Raw genomic sequence first — 25,932 nt, 5'->3', positions numbered from 1 at the left:
CCACCACCCCCATCACCTGGCACAACCTCCTCCCCACCCACACCACCACCACCGACCTGCCCACCTACCCCTTCCAACACCACCACTACTGGCTGGAGCCGCCGGCCCACGGGCACGGGGCGGAAGGGCGCCGGGACGACGGGTTCTGGGAGGCGCTGGAGTCGGAGGAGACGGAGGCGCTGGCCACCCGGTTGAAGGTGGACGCCGACGCGCTGAGGAGCGTGCTTCCCGCCCTGTCGTCCCTGCGGGACGCGGAGCGCAAGCGGTCCGCGCTCGACGACTGGCGCTACAAGCTGGTGTGGCGCGGGGTGAGCGCGCCGAACGCGGCCGGGATCACCGGTACGACGTGGCTGGTGGCCGTGCCCGCCGCGGGCGGGGAGCCGCGCATCGTCCAGGACGTCCTCGACGGACTGTCCGCGCGGGCCGCCCGGGTGCATCCGCTGGTGGTCGGCGGCGAGGACCGCGCCGCGCTCGCCGAGGCCATCCGCGCGGAGGCCAGGCCCGGGCTGACCGGTGTGCTCAGTCTCCTGCCGCTCGACGACGAGCCCCACGAGGAGCACCCGACGCTGTCCCGGGGCGCCGCGGCGACCGTCACGCTGGTGCAGGCCCTGGCCGACGCCGAGGTGAGCGCGCCTCTATGGCTGGCCACGTCCGGCGCGGTCGCCCTCGACGAGGCCACCGAATCCGTTAGCCCGTTCCAGACGTCCGTCTGGGGCCTCGGCGCGGTTCTCGCGGTGGACCACCCGGACACCTGGGGCGGCCTGGTCGACCTTCCCCCCGCGCCGGCAGCCGAGGACATCGCGCTGCTCCAGGGGGTGATCTCGGGCGCGAGCGGCGAGGACCAGGTGGCCATCCGCTCGGGCGTCGTACGGGCGCGCCGCATGGTGCGGTCGCCGAACGGCGGAGCGGGTCCGGCACGGAGCTGGCGGCCGCACGGGACGGTGCTGGTCACCGGCGGCACCAGCGGGGTCGGCGCGAACGTCGCGCGGTGGCTCGCCCGGGAGGGCGCCGACCATCTGGTGCTGGCCAGCCGCAGTGGGAGCGGCGCCGAGGGCGTCGCGAAGCTGGAAGCGGAGCTGACGGAGCTGGGCGCCGCGGTCACGGTCGCCGCCTGCGACGTCGCCGACCGCGCGGCGGTGCGGGACCTGCTGGAGTCGCTCCCCGAGCTGACGGCGGTGATGCACGCGGCCGGTGTCGGGCATGAGAACGCGCTCGTGGCCGACACCACGCTGGAGGACTTCGCCGGCTACGCGCGCTCCAAGGTCATCGGGGCGATCAACCTGGACGAGCTCCTGGGTGAGCGGCCGCTGGAGGCGTTCATGATGTTCTCCTCCGGCGCGGCCGTCTGGGGCTCCAGCGGTCAGGCCTCCTACGCCGCCGCCAACGCGTTCCTCGACGGGCTGGCACAGCGCCGGCGGATCCGCGGGCTCGCGGGCTCCTCGATCGCCTGGGGCGGCTGGGGGGGTGGCGGGATGATGGAGGCCGCCGGGGAGCAGCTGGGCAGGAGCGGCCTGCGGCCGATGGCGCCCGACGCCGCGGCGCCGGCCATCGGCCAGCTGCTGGGCAGCGGCGAAGGCCACCTGGTGGTGACCGACATCGACTGGGAGCGCTTCGCGCCCGCCTTCGCGCTGGCGCGCCCGCGCCCCCTGGTGGGCGCCATTCCGGAGTTCACGCGGGCGCTGGACGCGCCGGCGGCCGCCGAGGGCGACGACGACGGTACGGCGTTCGCGGCGCGGCTCGCGGACCTGCCGCCGGCCAAGCGGGAGCGCATGGTGGTGTCCCTGGTACGCGCGGAGGCCGCGGCGGTGCTGGGGCACACCTCGGACGACCCGGTCCAGCCGGACCGGGCGTTCAACGAGCTCGGGTTCGACTCGCTGACCGCGGTGGAGCTGCGCAACCGGCTGGGCCGGGCGACCGGCCTGAAGCTCCCGGCCACCCTGGTCTTCGACTATCCCACCCCGGCCGCCCTCGCCCGGTTCGTCCAGGAGAAGCTCGCGCCCGAGCAGGCATCGGGCTCGATCTTCGCCCAGCTCGACGAGATGGAGCGGCTGCTGCGCGAGCAGGCCCTGTCCGCCGGGGACCGGGCGCACATCAGCGACCGGTTCCGGGCCATCATGCACGTGGCCGAAGGGGTGAACGGCGCGGCGGAGGAAGCCGACCGGGACCTCGACGCCCTTTCGGACGAGGAGCTCTTCGCCGCGCTGGACGACCAGCTCGGCGCGTCCTGACCCGGCGGGCCGCGCGTCCTGTCGCCGGCCCTTGACCCAAACCCGCTCGAACTCCCGTCAAGGAGAATCGATGAAGGAAATCAGAGACGTCCTCCTGTCCGAGGAGTACGACGCCGAGCAGCTCAGGAACCTCCCGATCCCGGAGAGCTACCGGGCGGCGGTCGTGCTCCGCGATGACGTCGACATGTTCGGCGACATCCCGGCCGAGAACCGCGACCCGGCGAAGTCGCTGACCCTGTCCGACGTCCCCACGCCGGAGCCGGGCCCCGGCGAGGTGCTCGTCGCGGTGATGGCGAGCAGCATCAACTACAACACGGTGTGGAGCGCCATCTTCGAGCCGATGCACACGTTCGGTTTCCTGAAGCGCTACGCGAAGGCGGTCCCGTCGGCCGGGGTCCACGATCAGTCCTTCCACGTGCTCGGTTCGGACATGTCCGGCGTCGTGCTGAAGACCGGTCCCGGCGTGCACCGCTGGCAGGCCGGTGACAAGGTCGTGGCGCACTGCCTGTCGGTCGAGCTCTCTTCTGCCGACGGCCACGACGACAGCATGCTCGACCCCGACCAGCGCATCTGGGGATACGAGACCAACTACGGCGGGCTCGCCCAGCTCAGCCTGGTCAAGGCGAACCAGCTCATGCCCAAGCCCGCCCACCTGACCTGGGAGGAGGCGGCGTCCTCCGGCCTGGTGCACTCCACGGCCTACCGCCAGCTCATCTCGCGCAACGGGGCGCAGATCAAGGTGGGCGACGTGGTGCTCATCTGGGGCGCCGCGGGCGGGCTCGGCTCGTACGCCACCCAGCTCGCCCTGCGCGCCGGGGCGATCCCCGTGTGCGTGGTGTCCAGCGACCACAAGGCGGAGCTGGTCCGGGCCCAGGGCGCCGAGCTGATCATCAACCGGGCCGAGGAGGGCTTCCGGTTCTGGAAGGACCCGGAGAGCCCCGACCCCAAGGAGTGGAAGCGCTTCGGGGCCCGGATCCGGGAGCTGACCGGCGGCGACGACCCCGACGTGGTCTTCGAGCACCCGGGCCGGGAGACCATGGGCGCCAGCGTGTACGTGGCCCGCCGCGGCGGGACGATCGTCACCTGCGCCTCCACCTCCGGCTACCAGCACCAATACGACAACCGCTACCTGTGGATGGCGCTGAAGCGGATCGTCGGCACCCACTTCGCGAACTACCGGGAGGCCTGGGAGGCCAACCGGCTCATCGCCAAGGGGGCGATCCACCCCACCCTGTCGGCCGTCTACGGCCTCGACGAGGTCGGGGTGGCGACCCGCCGCGTCCACGCGAACGCCCACAGCGGCAAGGTCGGGGTCCTGTGCCTGGCGCCGCGCCCGGGTCTCGGAGTCGACGACCCCGAGTTCCGCGCCCGCCACATCGATCAGATCAACCGGTTCCGCGAGGACTGAGCGGAACATCCGGACACCGAGATTGCGGAGGATGAGACGTGGCCGTTGACCTGACTTCCAAGGTCGTCGTGATCACAGGAGGGACTTCCGGCATCGGGAAGGCCGTCGCGGAACGGGTCGCCGCCGACGGCGGCGCCGTGGTGATCGCGGCCCGGCGCGAGGAGCTCGGCGCGCAGGTGGCGGCCGACATCCAGGCGAAAGGGGGCCGGGCGCTGTTCGTCCGGGCCGACGTCACGGTGGAGGCCGACGCCGAACGTGTGGTGCGGGTGGCGGTGACGGAGTTCGGCCGGCTGGACGGGGCGTTCAACAACGTCGGCGGCGTGAACGGGACCGGGTTGGTGTCCGACATAGACGAGGCGAACTGGCGGGCGGACCTGGAGCAGAACCTCACCAGCGTCTTCTACGGCCTCAAGCACCAGGTTCCGGCGATCCTGGCCTCCGGCGGCGGCTCGATCGTGACCAACGCCTCCACCTACGGCTGCGCGGCGATCCCGGGCGCGGCGCCGTACGTGGCGGCCAAGCACGGTGTGGTCGGGCTGACCAGGGCCGTGGCCCTGGAGAACGCCGAGCGGGGCATCCGGGTCAACGCGCTGGTCACCGGCAACGTCGACACCCCGCTGCTCCGCAACCTGATGGGGGTGCCGCTGGACGGGCCGATGGAGGCCCGCGTGCCCAATCCCTCAGGACGCGCGGCGCAGCCGGAGGAGATCGCCGCGTTCGTCGCGTTCCTCCTCAGCGACGACGCGGCCTTCATCACCGGCGCGGCGCTGGCGATCGACGGCGGCGCCACCGCGCAGTAGTGACCACCGCCGTTCGGCCGGGCGGACCCGCCCGGCCGCGGCCATTCGGCGGATGACCCGGCGCCGCTCGGGCACGGAGGATGATCTCATGCGCTACAACCTCGACTCAGAGCTCGCGCCGTGGGCGTCGATGATTCCCGACGTCGAACTCTCCCAGGTCGTCAACCGGGAGATCACCCTCACCCCCGAGGAGGAGCGGGCCTTCCACGAGAAGCTCCCGCGCTACACGCCCGAGCACGCCGTGGACATCGGCGATCGGGAGATCCCCGGCCCCGAGGGCGCTCCCCCGGTGAAGGTGCGCCTCTACCGGCCGTCCGCCGCCGACCGGCCCATGCCGGCGCTCCTCTACCTGCACGGGGGCGGGTTCGTCGCCTCCGACATGGTGGTGTTCGACGCCCGGTGCACGGAGATCGCCGACAGGGTCGGCGCCGTCGTCGTGTCGGTCGACTACCGGCTCTCCCCCGAGACGCCGTTCCCCGGCGCGCTGGAGGACACGTACGCGTCGCTGACGTGGCTGCGCTCCGCGGCCGGGGAGCTCGACGTCGACCCCGAGCGGATCGCGGTCGGCGGTGACAGCGCCGGCGGGAACCTGTCCGCGGCGGTCTCCCTCCTCGCCCGCGACCGCGGCGGCCCGAAGATCTGCTTCCAGTTCCTGGACGTGCCGGTGCTGGACGATCGGATGACGACGAAGTCCGTGCGGGAGTTCGTCGACACGCCCAGCTGGAACAGCCGCAACAACGAGGCCATGTGGCGGTACTACCTCAAGGACGGCCCGGCTCCTGGGGGACCGGACGTGTCCCCGTACGCGGCGCCCATGCGGGCCGTCGACCTCACCGGCCTGCCTCCGGCGCTGGTGGTGGTGTGCGAGTTCGACCCGCTGCGCGACGAGGGCATCGAGTACGCCCAGCGGCTCGTCCAGGCGGGGGTCGCAACGGAGCTCGTGCTGTATCCGGGGACCTTCCACGGCGCGTCCGTGATCGCGCACGCCGAGATCACGAAGAAGATGCGCGAGGACATGATCTTCTCGCTGCGCCGCGGGATGCGGGGCCGCTGAGCCCCGCCCTCCTCGCCCCTCGTGCTCGTTCAGCCGGCCGGCTTCGCGGCCCGGTCCCGCAGCCCGGCCCGGTCGACCTTCCGGTTGGGGTTCAGCGGCAGCTCCTCCAGATGGTGGTAGTGCCGGGGAATGAGGCCCACCGGCAGCGTCCTGCGGAGCTGGGCGGCGAAGCGGGCCGGCGGCGTGGGGGCCCCGGTGTAGAACACGACGAGCGCGGTGGCGTCGTCGGCCGTGGTGCTGACCGTCACCGCGTCCTCGACGCCGTCGCAGCCGCGTACGGCGTGGTCGATCTCGGCCAGCTCGACCCGCCAGCCCTGCACCTGGACCTGGGCGTCGCCCCGGCCGAGGTAGACGAGCTCCCCGTTGGCCGCGCGCCGGACCCGGTCGCCGGTGTTGTACCAGACGCGGCCCTCCCGCTCGACGAAGCGGCCGTGGTCCTGCTTCGGGTCGAGGTATCCGGGGGTGGTCTGCGGCCCGGTGATCCACAGCTCGCCCTCGGGCTCGGCCGGCCGTCCCTCGTCGTCGAGCAGCAGGTGGTCGTGGCCGTCGTTGACGAACCCGATCGGCGACAGGCCGTTGACGCCCAGCTCGGGCGAGGTCTCCTGGGACCAGCGGTGGCCGACGATGGTGATGGTCAGCTCGGTCGGGCCGTACAGGTTCTCCAGGACGGAGGCGGGGGCGGCCCGCTGCCAGTCGGTGGCGTCCGCGCACTTCAGCGCCTCTCCGGCGAAGAAGCTCCAGCGCAGGAACGGCATGGCCGCGGCGCCGAGGCCGCCGGTCCTGCGCACCATCGAGATCGCGCTCGGGGTGGAGAACCACACCGTGATCCCCTGCTCGGCGAGGAAGCGCGGCAGGTCGCGGTAGGCGTGCGGCGGCACGGCCACGGACGTCGCCCCGGCTCCCCAGGCGCAGAACAGGTCGAACATGGCGCAGTCGAAGGTCAGGTCGAAGGTCTGGGAGAAGACGTCGTCGCCGGTGAAGTCGTACCGCCCGGCCAGGAAGCGGAAGTAGTGGCCGGTGTTGCCGTGGGTGATCGGCACGCCCTTGGGGGTCCCGGTGGAGCCCGAGGTGAACAGCACGTACGCGATGTCGCCGGCCTCGACCGGCCGGGGCTCCGGGAGGGCGTGCCCGGGGTCGATCGGGTCGGCGTCGGGCGCGAGGACGGAGACGTCCACGCCCTCGCCCAGCAGTTCCTCGGCGACCTTCCGCCCGCGTTCGTCGACGATGAGCGCCGACACCCCGGCGGCCTCGATCATCTGCCTGGTGCGCGCGGCCGGGAAGTCCGGCTGCAGCGGCACGACGGTCACCCCGGCGAAGAGGCCGGCCAGGATCCCGACGTAGGAGACGGTCCCCTTGGCGGCGAGCACCCCGACGGCGGTGGGCGACGTACGCAGCAGCGCGCCGCCCCACAGCAGGGCCAGCCGGTGGACCTGGTCGTAGGTCAGGGTTTCCGCGCCGACCCGGAACGCCGCCCCGCCGGGCGACTTCGCCAGCCCCCGCAGAAAGAATTCATAGAGGGCGGGGTTGGATTCTCCGGCCATTGTTCCTCCTCGCCGTATTCGGCCACAATAATTCCGGACCCCGGCCCGGAATTTGTTTATCGGATTCTTCTGACGAATCCGTGGACATCGGGGTTTCCGCGCTATAGCGTCAAGTTCAGATAATTCGATCCAGAAAGGGGTCCGCGCATTATGTGGGACAATCGTTTCGAGGAGATCCTGCGCCTGCACCTGCCTTTTCTCCCGGCCGACGAGAAACTCCAGGAGGACATCCGGCTGACGGACTTCGGCCTCGACTCGCTCGGCATCGTGCAACTGCTGGGCGCCCTGGAGGACGCGTACGGGGTGCGTTTCCTGGACGACGCGCTGACCCCGGAGACCTTCCAGACGCCCGCCGTGCTGTGGAAGACGTTGGACCGGATTTCCGAGACCGCCGGCTGACCTCCCGAGACGAGGCCACGCGCGCACCGGGTGAGCCGTGGCCTCGTCGCATGCCGGGCTAGGCCACCGGAGCGGGGCGCGACATCATCGCCAGCCTCGGGTTCACCGGGGTCACCGCGAAGTTCTCCCTGGTGACCGCCACCCGCCCGAACAGGCTGTCCGGGCCGGAGACGCACACCCTGGCGACCTCCAGCCGCCGCAGCGCCGCCACCACCTCCGGCCAGCGCAGGGGCCGGACGAAGCCGTCGAGCAGCATCGTCCGCACGCCGTCCCCGGTCGTCAGCAGCGTGCCGTCATGGTCGTCCACCACCGGCAGCCTCGGGTCGGCGAACCGCAGGCCGCCGAAGACCTCCTCCTCCGCCCGCCGCCGCAGCGGCAGGAACGCGGCCGAGTGCATCGGGGGGCGCATCGTGTAGAGCGGGAGCCCGCCGATGGACCGCACCCGCTGCTGCAGCCACTCCACCTGCCGCTCCGCCAGGGAGAGCATGTGGAAGTCGTGGTCGATGTAGCAGGACAGGTCGTACCACTCGCCGCGCTCGTCCAGTTCGGCCAGCACCTCCCGCAGCCTGGGCTCCGGGGTGCGCACGAAGGAGTGGGTGACGATGTCCCGGTGCTCGCGGGCGAAGTAGTCGTCCGTGCAGCGGGCCAGGCCGGCCGTCATGCGCACGGCGTCGTCGAAGGACAGGGCGCCCGAGTAGGCCGCGGCCGCCTTGCCGCCGAAGCTCGGGCCGACGCACACCTCCGGCCGCACGCCCAGGGTCCGCTCGGCCCAGTCCGCGAGAGCCACGCAGTTCACCATGAACGCCACCTGGGCGGCCTCGGTGTAGTCGCCCCGGGACTCCTGGAAACGCTCCACCAGCGAGTAGCCGAGGACGTCGTCGGCGACGGCGATCAGCCGCCGCGCCGTGGGATCGCCCCGCATGAAGTCGGCGACGTCGGCGAACTGGACGGGGCCCATCCCGGGAAAGACGATCGCGGTCCCCGATGGCACGGCGGGTGACACGGCGGGGGTCACCAGCCCTCCTTGATGGTGTCCACGATGTGGCGTCGCTGCTCGTCGGTGACCCACCAGCCCACGGGGACGCACACCACGCGCTTGGCGACCCGTTCGAGGCCGGGGAGCAGGGCGGCGTACTCGCGCACGCACGTGTGCAGGTCGTTGCGCTCGTGCACGTTGCTGGCCATGATCCCGGCCGCGTCCATGCGCTTGAGGAACCCGTCCCGGTCGTCCACCTTCATCGGGTAGATCCAGAAGGAGGACTGGCGGTCGCCGGCGCGTTCGGTCAGCTCCAGCCCGGGGACGCCGGCCAGCTCGCGGTCGTAGAAGGCGGCGTTGTCGCGGTGCCTGGCCACGACCTCGTCCGCCTTGGCCAGGTTGGCCAGCCCGATCGCGGCGTTGATGTCGGTCATGTGGAACTTGTAGCCCCACTCGGGCACGTCCGGCGGGTTGCGCAGCCGGTCCGCGGCGCGGTCGATGCCGAACCAGCGCAGCAGCCTGGCCCGCTCGTGCAGCTCGTCGGTGGGCAGCGCGAGAGCGCCGCCGTCGCCGGTGGTGAGGTGCTTGATGGCCTGGAAGCTGAACACGGAGACGTTGCCGTGGGTGCCGATCCGCGCGCCGCGGTAGGTGGCGCCCCAGGCGTGCGCGCAGTCCTCGATCACGGTGATCCGGGAGCCGAACGCGGCCTCGGCATCGTCGATGATCGCGGCGAGCCGGTCGAGGTCCACCGGATATCCGGCGAAGTGCACGACCATGATGGCGCGGGTCCTGGGGGTGATCTTCCTGGCCAGGTCGTCGAGGTCGACGTTGAGGGTGGCCGGGTCGACGTCCACCCACTTGATCCGCAGCCGGTTGGCCAGGATCGCCCAGTTGGTGGCCTCCATGGTCAGCGGCGTGGACAGCACCTCGCCCTGGCCGTCGTCGTCGCCGGCGACCATGCGCAGCGCGAGCTGGAGGCCGGCGGTGGCGCTGTTGACCGTGGCCACCCTGGGGTTGCCGATCCTGGCGGCGAGCGCCTCCTCGAACTCGACGACCTTGGCCCCCTGGCCGATCTGGCCGCTGCCGACCACCTCGGCGACGGCGGCCGGCGCCTCGTCGGACATCGGCACCTTGAACAACGGGATCATTGGGTTGTGCTCCTTGCCTCTGCGCGCCCGTCGTCAGCCGACGAGGGCGGGGTCCTCGAGTTCGGCGTAGCGGGCGCGGCACGCGGAGTAGTCCGGCAGCAGCCCGAGCTTCTCGGCCTCGCGCAGGGACGGGGCGGCGAGGTCCTTCTCCGACAGCAGGTCGCGCCTGGGCGGCCAGGGCAGCGCGAGCTCCGGGTCCAGGGGGTCGATCTGGATCGACGTGCCGGGCGACCAGGTGCTGGAGCACAGGTACACGACCGTGGCCTGGTCCGTGAGCGGCGCGAACCCGTGCGCGAGCCCTTCGGCCAGGTAGAGGGCGTTGCGGTTCTCCGCGCTCAGCTCGACCGCGACGTGCTCGCCGTAGGTGGGCGAGCCGACCCGGATGTCGACCAGGATGTCGATGATGGCGCCCTGCGGGCAGGTCATGTAGCGGGCCTGGCCCGGCAGCGCGGTGGCGTGCAGGCCGCGGATGGTGCCGCGCCGCGACACCGAGCAGTTGACCTGGGCGACCGAGAGCGTATGACCGACCGCCTTCTGGAACTCCGGCTGGCTGAACGCCTCGAGGAACAGGCCCCGGTCGTCGTGGAAGACCTTGGGCTCGACCAGGAACGCGCCGTCCACCGCGAGCTGGCGGATCTGCATGTCCGAAAAACCTTTCTGTGATGTCCGCCCGGCCGCTACGCGTATTCGTAGAATCCGCGGCCGGTCTTCTTTCCCAGGAGTCCGCCCTCGACCATGCGCAGCAGGAGCGGCGGGGGCGTGTAGAGCGGCTCCTTGAACTCCTCGTAGAGGGCCTCCGCGATCGAGGCCACCGTGTCCAGGCCGATCAGGTCGGCCAGCTTCAGCGGGCCCATCGGGTGGGAGCAGCCCAGCACCATGCCGCGGTCGACGACGTCGGCGCGGGCGAACCCGCTCTCCACCATCCGCACGGCCGACAGCAGGAACGGGATGAGCAGCGCGTTGACCACGAAACCCGCGCGGTCCTGCGACCTGATCACCTGCTTCCCGAGCGTCCCGGCGACGAAGGACTCGGCCCGCGCGTACGTCTCGTCCGCCGTCAGCAGCGACCCGATGAGCTCCACCAGCGGGAGCGCGGGCACCGGGTTGAAGAAGTGCACCCCGATCACCTGGGCGGGCCGGCTGGTGGCCCGCGCCAGCCTGATGATCGGGATGGAGGAGGTGTTCGAGGCGAGGATCGCGTTCTGGTCGTCGAGGATCTTGTCCAGCGTGCCCAGCACCTCGAGCTTGATCGACTCGCTCTCCGGGACGGCCTCGAAGACGATCTGCCGGTCGCCGAGCTCGGCGAGGTCCGTGACGAAGGAGACCCGGGCCAGCGCCGCGTCCCGCTCGGCCTCGGTGATGGTGGCCTTGCGCAGGCCCCGGTCGAGCCACGCGGTCACGCGCCGCCGCGCGGGCGCGAGGGACGCCTCCGTGGACACGGCGACGATCACGTCGAGCCCGGCGCGGGCGCACGCCTCGGCTATGCCCGAGCCCATGACGCCGCTGCCGACGATGCCGACCTTGTGGATCTCGCTCATCACGCCTCCTGTGACGCCGGCACCGTCGGCGCCGACCAGTGAAGAAGGCACGCCCCGATGGACATGCCGCCGCCGAACCCGGCGAGCAGGACGAGGTCGCCGTCCTTGATGAGGCCCGACCGGTTGGCCTCGTCGAGCGCCACGGGGACCGAGGCGCTGCCCACGTTCCCGTACCGCTCCAGCGTCCGGGCGATGTGCGCGCCGGTGAGGCCGGCGCATTCGACCAGTTCGTTGACCATGACCCCGTTCGCCTGGTGCGGCACGAAGACGTCGACCTCGCGCGGCCGGAACCCGGCGCGGCCCAGCAGGCCCTCCAGGACGGGCGGCACGTGCTCCATGACGAAGTTCCGGACGCCGCGGCCGTCCATGCGGAAGTAGTGGTCGCCGGCCTCGACCGTCTCGCGGGAGGCGGGCAGCCTGCTGCCGCCGGCGTCGACCCTGATGAGCTGGCTGGCCGAGCCGTCGCTGGACAGATCGAAGCCGATGATCCCGGACCGGTCCGGCACCGGGCCGACGACGGCCGCGCCGGCGCCGTCCCCGAAGAGCACGGCCGTGCGGCGGTCGGTCGCGTCGAGGATGCGCGAATACACGTCCGCGGCCACGACCAGCGCGTAGGTGCCGGGGTGGAGCTCGACGAGGCTGTGCGCGAGCGCCAGCGCGTACACGAAGCCGCTGCAGACGACGTTGACGTCGAAGCAGGCGGCGCCGCGCCCTCCGAGCGCGTCCTGGACCAGGTACGAGGTCGGCGGCTGGGGCGAGTCGCCGGTCGAGGTGGACACGATGATGTAGCCGATCCGGCCGATGTCGACGCGAGCCTGGCTCAGCGCGTTCCTGGCCGCCTTGATGGCGAGGTCGGAGGTGGCCTCGTCGGGCGCGGCATGGCGGCGGAAGGCGATCTGGGTCTTCCGCTGGATCCATTCCGCGGTGACGCCGGCCTTGGCCGCCACCTCTTCGTTGGCGACCTCTTCCTTGGGCAGATAGGAACCGGTTCCCAGGATTCCCGTGGATTGCTTGGCCACTGCCAGTACGCCTTTCCCATCACACTTCGCGACCGCTCACGCGTCCGTACCACCAGGGCCATGAGCGGTCGCCGGGCGCGGTCAGAGGGGGATGTTGCCGTGGTCGCCGCGCCGCGCCGGCGACGCGGCCAGGGCCTCGACGATCCTCAGCCGGGTGTGCTCGGGCTCGACCACCTCGTCCACGACGCCCAGCGCGAGGGCCCTGCCCACGCCGCCGGCCGTACGGACCTGCTCCTCGACGAGGCTCAGCCGCAGCGACTCGCGGTCCTCGTCGGGGGCGGCGGCGAGCTTCTTGCGGTGCAGGACGCCCACGGCGGCCTCCGCGCTCATCACCGCGACCTCCGCCTGAGGCCAGGCGAAGACCGCCGTCGCCCCGAGGCAGCGGGAGTTCATCGCGATGTACGCGCCCCCGTACGACTTGCGCGTCACGAGGGTGACCCGGGGCACGACGGCCTCGGCGAACGCGTGCAGGAGCTTGGCGCCGCGCCGGATCACGCCGTCCCACTCCTGGCCGACGCCGGGCAGGTAGCCGGGCACGTCCACGAGCACGACCAGCGGGATGCCGAACGCGTCGCACATGCGGACGAACCGCGAGGCCTTCTCGGCGCTGAGCGAGTCCAGGCAACCGCCCTTGCGCAGGGGGTTGTTGGCGATGACGCCGACGGTCCCGCCGGCGAGCCGGCCGAGGCCGACGACGACGTTGGCCGCCCAGCGCGGCTGCAGCTCCTCGAACACGCCGTCGTCGAGGAGCTCGCGTACCAGGGGCCGTACGTCGTAGGCGCGGCGCGGGTTCTCCGGCAGCAGCGCCCCGAGGTCGTCGCCGTCCTTGACCAGGTCCGGGTCGAAGGAGCGCGGGCCGTCGAAGAGCTCGGTGAGGCGCCGTGCCGTCCGGTACGCCTCCGCCTCGGTCTCGACGACCATGTGCGCCACGCCCGACTTGCGGCCGTGGGCGCCGGGGCCGCCGAGGGACTCCATGTCGACCTGCTCGCCCGTGACGGTGCGTACGACGTCGGGGCCGGTGACGAACATGCGGGCGGCGGACGACATGATCACGACATCCGTCAGCGCGGGCCCGTAGGCGGCGGCGCCGGCGGCCGGTCCGAGGACGACCGAGATCTGCGGCACCCGGCCCGAGGCCCGGGTCATCGCGCGGAACACCTTCCCGACGCCGTCCATCGACTCGACGCCGTCGGCCAGCCTGGCCCCGCCGGAATGCCACAGGCCGAGCACGGGAACGCCTTCGAGCACGGCCGTGTCGATGGCGACCTCGATCCAGCGGCAGCCCTCCGCGCCCATCGCACCGCCCATGTTGAGGGCGTCGGTGCAGTAGGCGATCACCTCCCGTCCCGCGACGCGCCCGCGCACGGCGGTCACGCCGCTGGCGTCGGCGTCGTGCAGCGGCACGACCGAGCCGGCGTCCAGCAGCAGGCCGAGGCGGACGGCAGGTTCACGGAAATCGCGCTCGCGGTCCTCCTGAACGACAGGGGAGCCGGTGGAGCTGATAGTCAGCAACGTCGTCCGCCCTCAAAAGGATTTGATTCCGAAAAGGAGGTCTTTTCTCGCACGTTCGCCACCTCTCACAAGCCGTGGGCACGGGTGCGACCGGTCGTCCGGAAATTTTCGAGACGGCGCTGAATTCGGCCGGTCTCATCAGCAAGAACGCTACATGGGCGCCACTCGCACACCAACCCTTATCACCCCCCCTACCGGGTTTTGGCAGGCACGGCCGAGTGCTGTCCCGTCAGCCCCTAAACGGCCCCTAAAAGTCCGGCGCGGCCGGACGGAAGAGCTTTTTCCGGCGCCGGTCCCCCCTAAATATCCTGAATTCACTGGCCGACGCCGCCGCGGGCGGCCTGTCATGGAAGTCGCCGCCGGGCGGACCGGATCGGGCCTACGAAGAGGACTGAGGATGCGCATTCTTGTGACGGGTGGCGCCGGTTTCATCGGGTCGAACTTCGTCAACAGGGTGTTCCAGGGGCACTATCCGGCGCTGGCCGAGGCCGAGGTCGTGGTGCTCGACAAGCTGACGTACGCGGGGAACCTGGAGAATCTGGCGGAGGTGCTCGACGACCCCCGGCTACGGTTCGTGCACGGGGACATCGCCGGCGTGCCGATCGTGCGGGACGCGATGGACAAGGTGGATCTGGTCCTTCACTTCGCCGCCGAATCGCATGTCGACCGCTCCATCGAGGAGTCGGCGGAGTTCGTCCGGACGAACGTGCTCGGCACGCAGGTGCTGCTGCAGTGCGCGCTGGAGGCCGGCGTCGGCAGGTTCGTGCACGTCTCCACGGACGAGGTCTACGGGTCCGTCCCGGAGGGCTCGTTCTCGGAGGACGATCCCCTCCGGCCGAACTCCCCGTACTCGGCGTCGAAGGCGTCGTCCGACCTGCTCGCCCTGGCCTATCACCGGACGCACGGGCTGGACGTGTGCGTGACCCGATGCTCCAACAACTACGGCCCTTACCAGTTCCCCGAGAAGGTCATCCCGCTGTTCGTCACCAACCTGGCGGACGGCCTGCAGGTTCCCCTCTACGGCGACGGCGCGAACGTGCGGGACTGGCTGCACGTCGACGACCACTGCGACGGCATCGCGCTGGTCGCGCAGAAGGGCCGCGCCGGGGAGGTCTACAACATCGGCGGCGGCACCGAGCTGAGCAACCTGACGCTGACCAGGCGCGTGCTGGACATCATGGGCATGGACTGGTCCATGGTGCGGCCGGTGGCGGACCGGAAGGGCCACGACTTCCGCTACTCCGTGGACATCAGCAAGATCCAGAAGGAGCTGGGCTACGCGCCGCGCGTCCCGTTCATCGCGGGGCTGGCGGAGACGGTGCTCTGGTATCAGGAGCACCGCGACTGGTGGAAGCCCCTCAAAGGATACGAGCCGCGTTGAACGAGAGGTGCTGTGCCATGTGGAGACGCCTGCGCGCCGGAACGGCGCTGGCCGCCGGGCTCGTCCTGGCGCTGACGGCCCTGCCCGCGGCGGCCCTGCCCGCGGCGGCCCTGTCGCAGGACACCGAGACCCGGCGGGTCCCGGGTCTCAGGCAGCCGGTGGAGCTGATCGTCGACCGGTGGGGGGTGCCGCACATCTACGCCCGCAACACCGACGACCTCTTCCTCGCCCAGGGGTTCAACGCCGCCAGGGACCGGCTGTTCCAGATCGACCTCTGGCGGCGGCGCGGCCTGGGAGAGCTCTCCTCGGTGTTCGGCCCCGCCTACGTGGAGCAGGACAAGGCGGCACGGCTGTTCCTGTACCGGGGTGACATGGACCGGGAGTGGTCGGGCTACGGCCCCGGGGCCAAGCAGGCCGCGACCCGCTTCACCGAGGGCATCAACGCCTACGTGCGCTGGCTGGCGCGGAACCCGGAGCGGTTGCCGCCCGAGTTCCGGCAGCTCGGCTACACGCCCGCGCTGTGGCGGCCGGAGGACGTGGTGCGGATCAGGAGCCACGGCATCGCCAAGAACCTCTACAGCGAGGTGCTCCGCTCGGTCGTCGTCTGCGCGGGCGGGGCCAAGGCCTCCGCGGCCCTGTGGCGGCTGGAGCCCGAGCGCGACGCCACCGTGCCCAAGGGGCTCGACCCCTGCGACGTGCCCATGGACGTGTTGCGGACGTACGAGCTGGCCACGCGGGGCGTGGTCTTCGAGAACGGCGCGCTGCGCCCGGCCCCCACCACCCCCGCGGACCCGGGGGGCAGCAACAGCTGGGCGATCTCACCGAGCCGCACCGCCACGGGCCGCCCCATCCTGGCCGGCGACCCGCACCGGTCGCTGACGGCGCCCTCGCTGCGTTACATGGCCCATCTGTCGGCCCCCGGGCTCGACGTCATCGGCGCCGGCGAGCCCGCGCTCCCCGGGATCTCGATGGGGCACAACGGCACCGTCGCGTTCGGCCTGACCATCTTCGGCGCCGACCAGGAGGACCTCTACGTCTACGAGCTCGACCCCGCCGACCCGGGCAGGTACCGGTACGGCGACGGCTGGGAGCGCTTCAAGGCGACGGCCGAGCGGCTGACGGTCGCGGGCGCGGCGCCGGTGGACGTGGAGCTGCCCTTCACCAGGCACGGCCCCGTGATCAAGATCGACCGGCAGCGCAACCTCGCGTACGCCGTGCGCACCGCCTGGCTGGAGCCCGGCACGTCCCCCTACTTCGGCAGCATGTCGTACATGGGGGCCCGCGACTTCACGGAGTTCTCGGCGGCCATGCGCACCTGGGGTGGGCCTCCCGAGAACCAGGTGTACGCCGACGTCTCGGGCAACATCGGCTGGGTGCCCGGGGCCCTCACCCCCAAGCGCGACGGCTACGACGGCCTGCTGCCCGTCCCGGGCGACGGCCGCTACGAGTGGGACGGCTTCCTCGACGGCGCCCGCCTGCCCCGCTCCTACAATCCGCGGCAGGGGTTCGTCGCCTCGGCGAACGAGTACAACCTCCCCGCGAACCATCCGGACGAGATCGGGTTCGAGTGGGATCCGCCCTACCGCAAGCAGCGGATCGACGAGGTGCTCGCGTCGAGCCCGCGCGGCACGGTCGAGGACTCCATCCGCCTTCAGGCCGACAAGGCGTCCACGCCCGCGAAGCGGATCGTGCGCCGGCTCGACGACCTGGAGAGCACGGACCCGGACACCACGCGGGCGCTGCGGCTGCTGCGCTCCTACGACGGGGTGGCGGCCGCGGACTCGCCGGCGGCGGCGCTGTTCGAGTCGTGGTTCTCGCGCCGGCTCACGCCGGCCTTCCGCCGCGCCGTGCTGCCGCCCGAGGTGGCGGACTCCATCCCCTTCGTCGACGCCCGCCTGCTGATCGACGCGCTGGAGAACCCGGACCGCTGGTTCGGGACCGGCGGGAAGGCCGCGCGGGACGACCTGCTGCGGACGTCGCTGGCCGCCGCCTACCGCGAGGTCGCCGGGCGGCTCGGCGACGACCCGCGCACGTGGAGGTGGGGGGCGCTGCAGTACACCGCGTTCACGAACCCTCTGGGCGCGGACGTGGGCCCCTTCCCCCGGGGCGGCTCGGCGTACACGGTGGACGCCTCCTCCTACAACGCGTCCACCTTCCAGCAGTCGTCCGGCGCGTCGTTCAAGATGGTGCTCGACGTCGGCCGATGGGACGACTCCCGCGCGGTGAACGCCCCCGGCCAGTCCGGCGACCCGCGCAGCCCGCACTACCGGGACCTGGCCGAACGCTGGCGGTCGGGCGACTATTTCCCGCTTCTCTACAGCCGCGCGCAGGTGGAGCGGAACGCCGCGAGCAGGATCACTCTCACCCCCACTGATTGATCTCCATTTACGAGTCTTCATCGAAGGAATCAGACATGAAGGGCATCATTCTGGCGGGCGGTCACGGAACCCGGCTCTACCCGCTGACCCTGGCCGTCTCGAAACAGCTTCTCCCGGTGAACGACAAGCCGATGATCTACTATCCGCTGTCGGCGCTTATGCTGGCGAACATCACGGAAATCCTGATCATCTCGACCCCCGCGGACCTGCCGCAGCTGACCCGCCTGCTGCGTGACGGGTCGCATCTCGGGCTGGACATCAGTTACGCGGAGCAGGCCGAGCCGGTCGGCCTGGCGGACGCGTTCATCCTCGGCGCCGACCACATCGGCGACGACTCGGTGGCCCTCGTCCTCGGTGACAACATCTTCCACGGCCATTCGTTCTTCGACATCCTCCAGCGGAGCACGACCGACGTGGACGGCTGCGTGCTGTTCGGCTATCCGGTGAGCGACCCCGAGCGCTACGGGATCGGCGAGACCGACGCCGACGGCAGGCTCATCTCCATCGAGGAGAAACCCGCCAACCCCCGCTCCAACCGGGCGATCGTCGGCCTGTACCTCTACGACAACGACGTGGTGGACATCGCCAAGAACCTGCAGCCGTCCGCCCGCGGCGAGCTGGAGATCACCGACGTCAACCGCACCTATCTGGAACGCGGGAAGGCCCGGCTCGTCGACCTCGGGCGCGGGTTCGCCTGGCTGGACGCCGGGACCCCGGAGTCCATCCTCCAGGCCAGCCAGTACGTTCAGGTGCTGGAGCAGCGCCAGGGGGTGCGCATCGCGTGCGTGGAGGAGATCGCGCTCCGGATGGGCTTCATCGACGCCGACGCCTGCGACCGGCTGGGCAGTGAGCTCTCCGCGTCCAGCTACGGCCGCTACATCCGTTCCGTCGCCGCCGAGTTCCGCGACTCCCCGTCCCCGAACTGAGTCCCCGAACCGAAGGAGAGACGTCGTGACGAGTGCCAATCCCTGGCTCCACCGCCCCCATCCGTCGCCGAACAGCGACGTCCAGGTGGTCTGCTTCCCGCACGCCGGAGGGTCGGCCAGCTTCTACCACGGCCTGTCGGCGGCGCTCTCGCCCTCCGCCGAGCTGCTGGCCGTCCAGTACCCCGGCAGGCAGGAGCGCCGCCACGAGCCGCCCGTCCAGGACCTGCGGGTCCTGGCCGGGCGCATCGCCGACGTGCTGGGCCCCGGGGACGGCCGGCCGCGGGCGTTCTTCGGGCACAGCATGGGGGCACTCGTCGCGTTCGAGACCGCTCTGGCCCTCGGCGACCGCGGTCCGCTGGCACTGTTCGTGTCGGGGCGGCGCGCCCCCAGCCGGGTCCGCCACGAGATGCTGCACCTGCTCGACGACCACGACCTGGTGCGGCATCTGAGGGCGCTGAACGGCAGCGAGTCGGCGGTGCTGGACGACGCGGAGCTGCGGGCGATGGTGCTGGCCACGATCCGCGCCGACTACCGGGCGATCGAGACCTACCGGTTCGCGGGAGGGGCGCCGGTGGGCTGCCCGATCGTCGCGCTGACCGGCGACGCCGACCCCCTGACGAACCTGGCCGAGGCGCAGGCCTGGGAGGCGCACACCGGCGGCGGCTTCGAACTGCACGTCTTCTCCGGCGGGCACTTCTTCGTCCGCGACCACAACGCCGCCGTGGCCGAGACGATCCGCACGTCCCTGAAGACGATCCGGGCATGACCGCGCTGCTGGCCATCAGCGATCTGCACATCGGGTACGCGGAGAACAGGCGCATCGTCGAGGACCTCCGGCCGAGCGACCCCTCGGACTGGCTGCTGGTGGCCGGGGACGTGTCGGAGGAGGTCTCCGGCCTCGAATGGGCCCTGACGCTGCTCAGCCGCCGCTTCGCGAAGGTGGTGTGGGTGCCGGGCAACCACGAGGTGTGGACGCATCCCTCCGACCCGGTCCAGCTGCGCGGCGAGGAGCGCTACCGGCACCTGGTCAAGGTCTGCCGCAGCCTGGGCGTGGTCACGCCGGAGGACCCGTACCCGACCTGGACGGGCCCCGGCGGCCCGGCCGTGATCGTCCCGCTGTTCGTCCTGTACGACTACACCTTCCGCACCCCCGGCGCCGGGACGAAGGACGAGGCCCTCGCCCTCGCGTACGCCAAGGGCGTGGTCTGCACGGACGAGTTCCTGCTCCACCCGGACCCCCACGCCTCCCGGGAGGCCTGGTGCGCGGCCAGGGTCGCCGAGACCGAACGCCGCCTGGCCGGCCTCCCGCCCGGCGTGCCGACGGTGCTGGTCAACCACTATCCGCTGGTCCGGGAGCCGACGCTCGTCCTGCGCCATCCGGAGTTCGCGATCTGGTGCGGCACCGAGCGCACCGCCGACTGGCACCTGCGCTTCAACGCCTGCGCGGTCGTCTACGGCCATCTCCACATCCCCCGCACCACCTGGTACGACGGCATCCGCTTCGAGGAGGTCTCCTTGGGTTACCCGCGCGAGTGGCGGCCCCGCCCCACCCCGCCCGGCCGGCTCCGGCAGATCCTGCCCGTGCCATGATCGAGAAGATCCTGCCGCCGTGGGTGGCCGCCGAGGAGGCGTTCGAGGACCCGCCGGACGCGACGCTCTTCCCCGAGGAGGAGGCCGTCATCGCCCGCGCGGTCGACAAGCGGCGCCGCGAGTTCACCACGGCCCGCCACTGCGCCCGCCGCGCCCTGTCCCGGCTCGGGCTGCCCCCGGCCCCGATCCTGCCCGGCGAACGCGGTGCTCCCGGCTGGCCGCCGGGGGTGACCGGGGCGATCACGCACTGCGCCGGCTACCGGGCGGCCGCGGTCTCCCTGGACGCGCTGGCCGTCGGCATCGACGCCGAGCCCGACGAGCCGCTCCCCGACGGCGTCCTGGAGGCCGTCGCCCTCGACCGGGAGCGCGCCGACCTGGCCCGGCTCGGCGGCGGCGTCCACTGGGACCGGCTGCTGTTCTGCGCGAAGGAGACGGTCTACAAGGCGTGGTTCCCGCTGACGCGACGCTGGCTGGGCTTCGAGGAGGCGCGCATCACCCTCACCCGCACGGGCACCTTCACGGCCCGCTTCCTCGTCCCCGGCCCCCGGGTGCTCGGCCGCGAGCTGACCGGCTTCGCCGGCCGCTGGCTCGCCGCCGACGGCCTGCTCGTGACGGCCATCACCCTGCGCCCCGCGGAGATCGTCCGCCTCTTGGAGGCCCGAGCCTGACCCCCGGGGCTCACCGCCGGGCGGCCTCCGCCTCGGGGGCGTCGTGGCGCTGCCGGGCCGCCACGATGTCGTCGCGGTGCTCGCGCGCCCAGGCGTCGAGCGCGGTCAGCGGGCCGAGCAGGGTGCGGCCGAGCTCGGTCAGCTCGTACTCCACGCGCGGCGGCACGGTCGGGTAGGCGGTCCGGGCGACCAGGCCGTCGCGTACGAGGGTGCGCAGGGTGAGGGTGAGCATGCGCTGGCTGATGCCCTCGATCGAGCGATGCAGCTCGCTGAAGCGGTGGATCCGTTGCCCGAGCAGGACGACGATCAGTACGCTCCACTTGTCGGCCACGATGTCGAGGACCTCGCGGATGGGGCAGTCGCCGTCGGCGGGGACGGGCACGGGAACGTTCAGGTACGGGCCTGACACCGGATCGCCTCCTCTAAGGCACACGCGTGTACGTAACTGACATGAATGTACCTTCTTCCTGATTACCTCTTCGGTTACCTATCCTTGGGTTGCATACAAGAAGTAACTATTAGGAAGTGACCATGTCTGCCTCCACCTTCGAGGCGTCGTCGCCGGTCGACGCCGCCGACCAGCCCGATACCGAGCTCCCGTCCCTGATCCCCGTCGGCGCGGAATCCGCGCCGGTGTGCACGGACGGAGTGTGCTACCTGTGAGCGCCCAGGTACGGATCGATGTGTGGTCCGACATCGTCTGCCCGTGGTGCTACATCGGCAAGCGCCGCCTGGAGACGGCCATCGGCCAGTTCGAACACGCCGACGAGGTGCAGGTGCGCTGGCACAGCTTCCAGCTCGACCCGTCGCACCCCAAGGGGGTCCGCGAGCCGGTGTACGACATGCTGGCCAAGAAGATCGGCGGGTCGGCGGCCCAGGTACGGCAGATGACCGGCCACGTCGCCCAGCTGGCCGCCGCCGAGGGCCTGTCCTACGACTTCGACCGCGCCGTGTCGGTGAACACCCTGGACGCGCACCGGCTCAACCAGCTGGCGGCCGAGCACGGCCTGGACGGCCAGATGCACGAGCGGCTGCTGCGCGCGCACCTGATCGAGGGCGAGCTGGTCGACGACCCCGACACCCTGGCACGCCTGGGCGCCGAGGTCGGGCTCCCCGGCGAGGAGGTCCGGCGGGTCGTCGGCGGCGACGCGTACACCGCCGAGGTGGCCGCGGACGTCCGCGACGCGCAGCGGCTCGGCGCCGGCGGGGTGCCGTTCTTCGTGCTCAACAACACCTGGGGCGTGTCGGGCGCCCAGTCGGCCGACGTCTTCATGTCGGCCCTGCGGCAGGCGCACTCCGCCGCCGTCGCGGCGGCCCGCTGAGGCTTTTACCTGGTCTTGGGGCCTGTTTCGTTACTCTGTGAAAGAAGCTGGTGGCCTACCTCTCTCGTGACTTCTGGGGGGCGAGAGGATGGCGGTGAACAGGTCCTCCGTCGCGGCTTCGGGGGAGGAACGGCTCAATGTGCTCACCTCGGTGTGCGCCGGGCTGAGCGACATCGAGGTGCTGGAGTACGGCCTGGATCAGGCGGTCGCCGACCTGCACGCGCTCGGCGGGATGATCCACTGGGCCGGGCCGGTCGGCAGCCGCGAGCCGCGCCTGGTGACCGCGTCCGGGCTGCCCCCGTCGGTCATGGAGATGTGGGGCGTGACCCGGGAGGTGATCGTGCGCGTCCTGCGCGACGGGACGCCCGCCTGCGCCCCCATCACCCGCCCCACCTTCCAGACGGGCCGGACCGGGCTCGCGACGGTGACCGCCGTCCCGCTGCGCGGCCCCGGCCCGCCGCTCGGCGTGCTGTCGGTGCTCCAGGACGGGGACACCGAGCCGACCGCCGAGCAGCGGGCGTTCCTGGAGTCCCTGGCCGTCTGGCTGACCAAGCGGCTGGCCAGGACCGGTGCCAACTCGGGCCTGAAGGTCCTGTGGTGGCCGGAGCGGTTCGCCGACTCCGGCCTGCGCAAGGCGCTGAAAGAGGTCAAGATCGGGTCCTGGGACTGGGACATCCGCACCGGCGAGCTCCGCTGGGACGAGCCGGCCCTGAACATGCTGGGCATCGACCCCGCGACCGCACCGCACCACATCGACACCTGGTCGAACATCGTCCACCCGAAGGACCTGCCCAGGATAATGGCCGCGACCGAGGAGGCCATCCGCACCCGGAGCGTCTACGAGATCGAGTACCGCGCCCGCCGCCCGGACGGGACCACCGGCTGGATGCATGCGCGGGGCCACCCGGTGCTGGACGAGCAGGGCGAGCCGCTCCGCATGGTCGGCACCGTCTGGGACACCACCGAGAGCCGGGTCGCCCGCGAGTCGGCCGGTCGCGCGCTGCGTGACATGAGCGACGCCTTCCTCGCCGTGGACGGCGACTGGCGGATCGTGTTCGTCAACCTCGTCGCCGAGCGCCTCCTCGGGGACGACGACCTGCTCGGCCGGGTGCTGTGGGAGCTGACCGCGGCTCACCAGCCGGAGCTGCAGGCGATGTGCCGCCAGGTCGCCACCGAACGCGTGCCCGCCAGCTTCGACATCCGCTGGCCGACCGACGACCGGTGGTACCACGTGCGCCTGGTGCCGGTGCCGGACGGCCTGACGCTCTACCTCGCCGACGTCACCGAGAAGCGGATCCAGGACGAGCAGCGCGAAGCCGCCGAACACGCCGCCGCCGAGCGGGCCGCACGGATCCAGGAGCTGACCCGCACCCTCGGCGACGCGGTGACGCTCCGCGACGTCATGCAGGTCATCGCCGAGCAGGTGCTGCCGCCGTTCGGGGCCTCGGGCCTGGCCGTCCTGACCCGGGAGGGCGATCACCTGCACCTGGCCGACTCCATCGGCAGCCCCACCGACATCCTCGGCGAGTTCCAGAGCCGGGCGGCCCTCGTCCCCTCCGCCTACGCCGACGTGCTCCGCTCCCACGTGCCGGTCTTCATCACGTCGACGGCCGAGCAGCGTCGGCCGGGCCCCGGCGGCGCCGACCGGACGGCCGGTTCGCGCATGGACAGCTGGGCCATCCTGCCGCTGCGCGTGCCCGACCAGCCGATGGGCTACTGCGTGATCTCCTTCGACCGGCCGCACCAGTTCACCAGCGAGGAGCGCACCCTGCTCACGGCGCTCAGCGGGCTGATCGCCCAGGCCCTGGCCCGGGCCCGCATGTACGACCTGGAGCACACCCGCGCCCAGGAGTTGCAGCGCCACCTGCTCCCCCGCGCCCTGCCGTCCCTGCCCGGCCTCACCGCCGCGGCCCGCTATCTGCCCGGCGGCACCGTGGCGGTCGGCGGCGACTGGTACGACATCATCCCGCTGTCCGCGGACCGGGTCGCCCTCGTCATCGGCGACGTCATGGGCCACGGCCTGACCGAGGCCGCCACCATGGGGCGCCTGCGCACCGCCGTACGCACCCTCGCGGACCTCGAACTGCCGCCCGGAGAGCTCCTCGCCCACCTCAACGACCTCGTCAGCGATCTCGGCGACGACTTCTACGTCACCTGCCTGTACGCCGTGTACGACCCGACCAGCGGCGAGTGCTCCCTGGTCAGCGCCGGTCATCCGCCGCCCGCGTTCGTCCATCCCGACGGCACGGTCCGCGTGCTCGACGTGGCCCCCGATCCGCCCCTCGGCGCCGCCGCGCCGCCCCTCACCACGCACGAGCTGCACCTGCCCGAGGACAGCCTGCTCGTGTTCTACACCGACGGGCTGATCGAGTCGTCCACCCGCGACATCGACAGCGGGCTGGCCGAGCTCACCCGGCTCCTGACCGGCCTGCGCCGCGGGCTCTCGGACAGCGACCTCGACCGCCTGTGCGAGTCCGTCACCGAGGCCATGCTGCCGACCCGGCAGCAGATCCCCGACGACGCCGCCCTGCTCATCGCCCGCACCCACCGGCTGGCGGCCGAGGACGTCGCCTCCTGGCCCCTCCCCGACAACCCGATCGCGGCCCGCGAGGCCCGCGAGCACGTACGCGACCAGCTCGCCGTCTGGCAGCTGGACGACCTCGTCATGACCACCGAACTCGTGGCCAGCGAGCTGGTCGGCAACGTCATCCGGCACGCCAAGGGCCCGCTCCGGCTGCGGTTGCTGCGCAGCCGTACGCTCATCTGCGAGGTCGCCGACGGCAGCCTGACCACCCCGAGGATCCGCCGCGCCGCCGAGACCGACGAGGGCGGGCGCGGCCTGCAGCTCGTCGCCGCCCTCTCGCAACGCTGGGGAACCCGCTTCACCGTCGACGGCAAGTGCATCTGGGCCGAGCAGGCGCTCCCGGCGCCGGACGCGGCCTGAGCCGTCGTCCGGCGCCGTCGGGGTCAGACCTCTTCCACGCTGCTCGGCTCACGCCGGGACAGATCGATGCCGAGCTCTTCCGCCGCGCGGAAGACGTCCTCGTCGGTGTCGCGCATCTCGATGGACATGCCGTCGCTGGACAGCACCTCGACATTGAGGCACAGCGACTGCATCTCCTTGATGAGCACCTTGAAGGACTCCGGAATGCCAGGCTCGGGAATGTTCTCGCCCTTGACGATGGCCTCGTAGACCTTCACCCGGCCGAGAACGTCGTCGGACTTGATGGTCAGCAGCTCCTGCAGAGCGTAGGCCGCGCCGTACGCCTCCAGCGCCCACACCTCCATCTCACCGAAGCGCTGCCCACCGAACTGGGCCTTACCACCCAGCGGCTGCTGAGTGATCATCGAGTAAGGGCCCGTCGAACGCGCGTGAATCTTGTCGTCGACCAGGTGCAGCAGCTTGAGGATGTAGATGTAACCGACCGAGATCGGATACGGGAACGGCTCGCCGGAGCGGCCGTCGAACAGCCGGGCCTTCCCGCTGCGCTGCACCAGCCGGTCCCCGTCGCGGTTGGGGATGGTGTTGTCGAGGAGCCCGATGATCTCTTCCTCGTGGGCGCCGTCGAAGACGGGGGTCGCGACGTTGGTGCGCGGCTCGACCCGTTCGAAGCCCTTGTCGCGCAGCCGCTCGGCCCACGCCTCCTGGATGCCCGAGATGTCCCACCCACGGGCGGCGATCCATCCCAGGTGGGTCTCCAGCACCTGACCGACGTTCATCCGGCCGGGCACGCCCAGCGGGTTGAGGATGATGTCGACCGGCGTGCCGTCCTCCAGGAACGGCATGTCCTCCACCGGCAGGATCTTGGAGATGACGCCCTTGTTGCCGTGCCGGCCGGCCAGCTTGTCGCCGTCGGTGATCTTCCGCTTCTGCGCCACGTACACGCGCACCAGCTCGTTGACACCCGGCGGCAGCTCGTCGCCCTCCTCACGGGAGAACACCCGCACCCCGATGACCTTGCCCTGCTCGCCGTGCGGCACCTTCAGCGAGGTGTCACGCACCTCGCGGGCCTTCTCACCGAAGATCGCGCGCAGCAGCCGCTC

The 25,932-nt window shown here is 71.6% G+C and carries 22 protein-coding genes and 1 pseudogene; 14 read left to right on the top strand and 9 right to left on the bottom strand.

From position 1 onward, the window contains the following. The 4 genes from ACIBQ1_RS60720 to ACIBQ1_RS60705 all read left to right on the top strand — a co-directional run. On the top strand, positions 1–2,228 hold a 2,228-nt coding region (locus ACIBQ1_RS60720), incomplete at its 5' end, for an SDR family NAD(P)-dependent oxidoreductase (protein WP_397292574.1). A 70-nt stretch (positions 2,229–2,298) separates the two neighbouring features. Next, positions 2,299–3,636, top strand: a complete 1,338-nt coding sequence (ccrA, locus tag ACIBQ1_RS60715) for a crotonyl-CoA carboxylase/reductase (RefSeq protein WP_397292572.1) — start codon at positions 2,299–2,301, stop codon at positions 3,634–3,636. Between the two features lie 38 nt (positions 3,637–3,674). Beyond that, complete coding sequence (locus ACIBQ1_RS60710) at positions 3,675–4,436, top strand: SDR family NAD(P)-dependent oxidoreductase (RefSeq protein ID WP_397292571.1); 762 nt, start codon at positions 3,675–3,677, stop codon at positions 4,434–4,436. 88 nt (positions 4,437–4,524) lie between these two features. Further along, on the top strand, positions 4,525–5,490 hold the full coding sequence (locus ACIBQ1_RS60705) for an alpha/beta hydrolase (protein WP_397292569.1): 966 nt from the start codon (positions 4,525–4,527) through the stop codon (positions 5,488–5,490). Positions 5,491–5,519: 29 nt separating this feature from the next. Here the strand turns inward: ACIBQ1_RS60705 and ACIBQ1_RS60700 are convergent, their stop codons facing one another. Beyond that, complete coding sequence (locus tag ACIBQ1_RS60700) at positions 5,520–7,031, bottom strand: AMP-binding protein (RefSeq protein WP_397292568.1); 1,512 nt, start codon at positions 7,029–7,031, stop codon at positions 5,520–5,522. Between the two features lie 150 nt (positions 7,032–7,181). Between ACIBQ1_RS60700 and ACIBQ1_RS60695 the strand changes: the two genes are divergently transcribed. Next, positions 7,182–7,430 carry a phosphopantetheine-binding protein gene (locus ACIBQ1_RS60695; protein WP_397292566.1) on the top strand — a complete coding sequence of 83 codons (249 nt, stop codon included), beginning with the start codon at positions 7,182–7,184 and terminating at the stop codon, positions 7,428–7,430. Positions 7,431–7,488: 58 nt separating this feature from the next. Here the strand turns inward: ACIBQ1_RS60695 and ACIBQ1_RS60690 are convergent, their stop codons facing one another. From ACIBQ1_RS60690 to ACIBQ1_RS60665, 6 genes are all read right to left on the bottom strand, one after another. After that, positions 7,489–8,445 carry an ACP S-malonyltransferase gene (locus tag ACIBQ1_RS60690; protein ID WP_397292565.1) on the bottom strand — a complete coding sequence of 319 codons (957 nt, stop codon included), beginning with the start codon at positions 8,443–8,445 and terminating at the stop codon, positions 7,489–7,491. Beyond that, on the bottom strand, positions 8,442–9,554 hold the full coding sequence (locus ACIBQ1_RS60685; RefSeq protein WP_397292563.1) for a DegT/DnrJ/EryC1/StrS family aminotransferase: 1,113 nt from the start codon (positions 9,552–9,554) through the stop codon (positions 8,442–8,444). The genes ACIBQ1_RS60690 and ACIBQ1_RS60685 overlap by 4 nt, the downstream gene beginning before the upstream one ends. A 33-nt stretch (positions 9,555–9,587) precedes the next feature. After that, positions 9,588–10,196, bottom strand: coding sequence for a dTDP-4-dehydrorhamnose 3,5-epimerase (gene rfbC, locus ACIBQ1_RS60680; RefSeq protein ID WP_397292561.1), 609 nt, complete (start codon positions 10,194–10,196; stop codon positions 9,588–9,590). Between the two features lie 35 nt (positions 10,197–10,231). Further along, positions 10,232–11,092, bottom strand: a complete 861-nt coding sequence (locus ACIBQ1_RS60675; protein ID WP_397292559.1) for a 3-hydroxybutyryl-CoA dehydrogenase — start codon at positions 11,090–11,092, stop codon at positions 10,232–10,234. Continuing rightward, the gene (locus ACIBQ1_RS60670) at positions 11,092–12,111 is read right to left on the bottom strand and encodes a 3-oxoacyl-ACP synthase III family protein (protein WP_397292558.1); all 1,020 of its coding nucleotides are present in this window, start codon (positions 12,109–12,111) and stop codon (positions 11,092–11,094) included. Before ACIBQ1_RS60670 ends, ACIBQ1_RS60675 begins: the two co-directional genes overlap by 1 nt. A gap of 81 nt (positions 12,112–12,192) precedes the next feature. Beyond that, the gene (locus tag ACIBQ1_RS60665) at positions 12,193–13,614 is read right to left on the bottom strand and encodes an acyl-CoA carboxylase subunit beta (RefSeq protein WP_397292576.1); all 1,422 of its coding nucleotides are present in this window, start codon (positions 13,612–13,614) and stop codon (positions 12,193–12,195) included. A gap of 406 nt (positions 13,615–14,020) precedes the next feature. Here ACIBQ1_RS60665 and rfbB point away from each other — a divergent pair, with 406 nt between their 5' ends. The 6 genes from rfbB to ACIBQ1_RS60635 are packed head-to-tail and all read left to right on the top strand — an operon-like array spanning position 14,021 to position 20,566. Further along, positions 14,021–15,004 (top strand): dTDP-glucose 4,6-dehydratase, encoded by a 984-nt coding sequence (gene rfbB / locus ACIBQ1_RS60660; protein WP_397292556.1) that lies wholly within the window; start codon positions 14,021–14,023, stop codon positions 15,002–15,004. 17 nt (positions 15,005–15,021) lie between these two features. Then, on the top strand, positions 15,022–17,382 hold the full coding sequence (locus tag ACIBQ1_RS60655; RefSeq protein ID WP_397292555.1) for a penicillin acylase family protein: 2,361 nt from the start codon (positions 15,022–15,024) through the stop codon (positions 17,380–17,382). 35 nt (positions 17,383–17,417) lie between these two features. Next, entirely contained in the window at positions 17,418–18,308 is an 891-nt protein-coding gene (rfbA, locus tag ACIBQ1_RS60650) for a glucose-1-phosphate thymidylyltransferase RfbA (protein WP_397292554.1), read from the top strand. Between the two features lie 25 nt (positions 18,309–18,333). Beyond that, positions 18,334–19,074, top strand: a complete 741-nt coding sequence (locus tag ACIBQ1_RS60645) for a thioesterase II family protein (RefSeq protein ID WP_397292552.1) — start codon at positions 18,334–18,336, stop codon at positions 19,072–19,074. Beyond that, positions 19,071–19,898: a metallophosphoesterase family protein gene (locus tag ACIBQ1_RS60640; protein WP_397292550.1), complete on the top strand. Its 828-nt coding sequence runs from the start codon at positions 19,071–19,073 to the stop codon at positions 19,896–19,898. Before ACIBQ1_RS60645 ends, ACIBQ1_RS60640 begins: the two co-directional genes overlap by 4 nt. Then, the gene (locus ACIBQ1_RS60635) at positions 19,895–20,566 is read left to right on the top strand and encodes a 4'-phosphopantetheinyl transferase (RefSeq protein ID WP_397292548.1); all 672 of its coding nucleotides are present in this window, start codon (positions 19,895–19,897) and stop codon (positions 20,564–20,566) included. Before ACIBQ1_RS60640 ends, ACIBQ1_RS60635 begins: the two co-directional genes overlap by 4 nt. Before the next feature lie 10 nt (positions 20,567–20,576). Here the strand turns inward: ACIBQ1_RS60635 and ACIBQ1_RS60630 are convergent, their stop codons facing one another. Beyond that, positions 20,577–20,975, bottom strand: coding sequence for a winged helix-turn-helix transcriptional regulator (locus ACIBQ1_RS60630; protein WP_397292546.1), 399 nt, complete (start codon positions 20,973–20,975; stop codon positions 20,577–20,579). Positions 20,976–21,097: 122 nt separating this feature from the next. Between ACIBQ1_RS60630 and ACIBQ1_RS60625 the strand changes: the two genes are divergently transcribed. The 3 genes from ACIBQ1_RS60625 to ACIBQ1_RS60615 all read left to right on the top strand — a co-directional run bounded on the left by ACIBQ1_RS60625 (position 21,098) and on the right by ACIBQ1_RS60615 (position 24,832). After that, complete coding sequence (locus ACIBQ1_RS60625; RefSeq protein WP_397292545.1) at positions 21,098–21,229, top strand: hypothetical protein; 132 nt, start codon at positions 21,098–21,100, stop codon at positions 21,227–21,229. After that, positions 21,226–21,888, top strand: coding sequence for a DsbA family oxidoreductase (locus ACIBQ1_RS60620; RefSeq protein WP_397292544.1), 663 nt, complete (start codon positions 21,226–21,228; stop codon positions 21,886–21,888). The genes ACIBQ1_RS60625 and ACIBQ1_RS60620 overlap by 4 nt, the downstream gene beginning before the upstream one ends. A gap of 94 nt (positions 21,889–21,982) precedes the next feature. Beyond that, the gene (locus tag ACIBQ1_RS60615) at positions 21,983–24,832 is read left to right on the top strand and encodes a SpoIIE family protein phosphatase (RefSeq protein WP_397292542.1); all 2,850 of its coding nucleotides are present in this window, start codon (positions 21,983–21,985) and stop codon (positions 24,830–24,832) included. A 23-nt stretch (positions 24,833–24,855) separates the two neighbouring features. Here the strand turns inward: ACIBQ1_RS60615 and ACIBQ1_RS60610 are convergent. Continuing rightward, positions 24,856–25,932 (bottom strand): annotated as a pseudogene (locus ACIBQ1_RS60610) (DNA-directed RNA polymerase subunit beta); the annotation flags it as partial.

Origin of the sequence: Nonomuraea sp. NPDC050153 (assembly GCF_044460125.1) — a bacterium.
Taxonomy (GTDB): domain Bacteria; phylum Actinomycetota; class Actinomycetes; order Streptosporangiales; family Streptosporangiaceae; genus Nonomuraea.
This window is presented reverse-complemented; position numbering and strand designations above follow the sequence as displayed.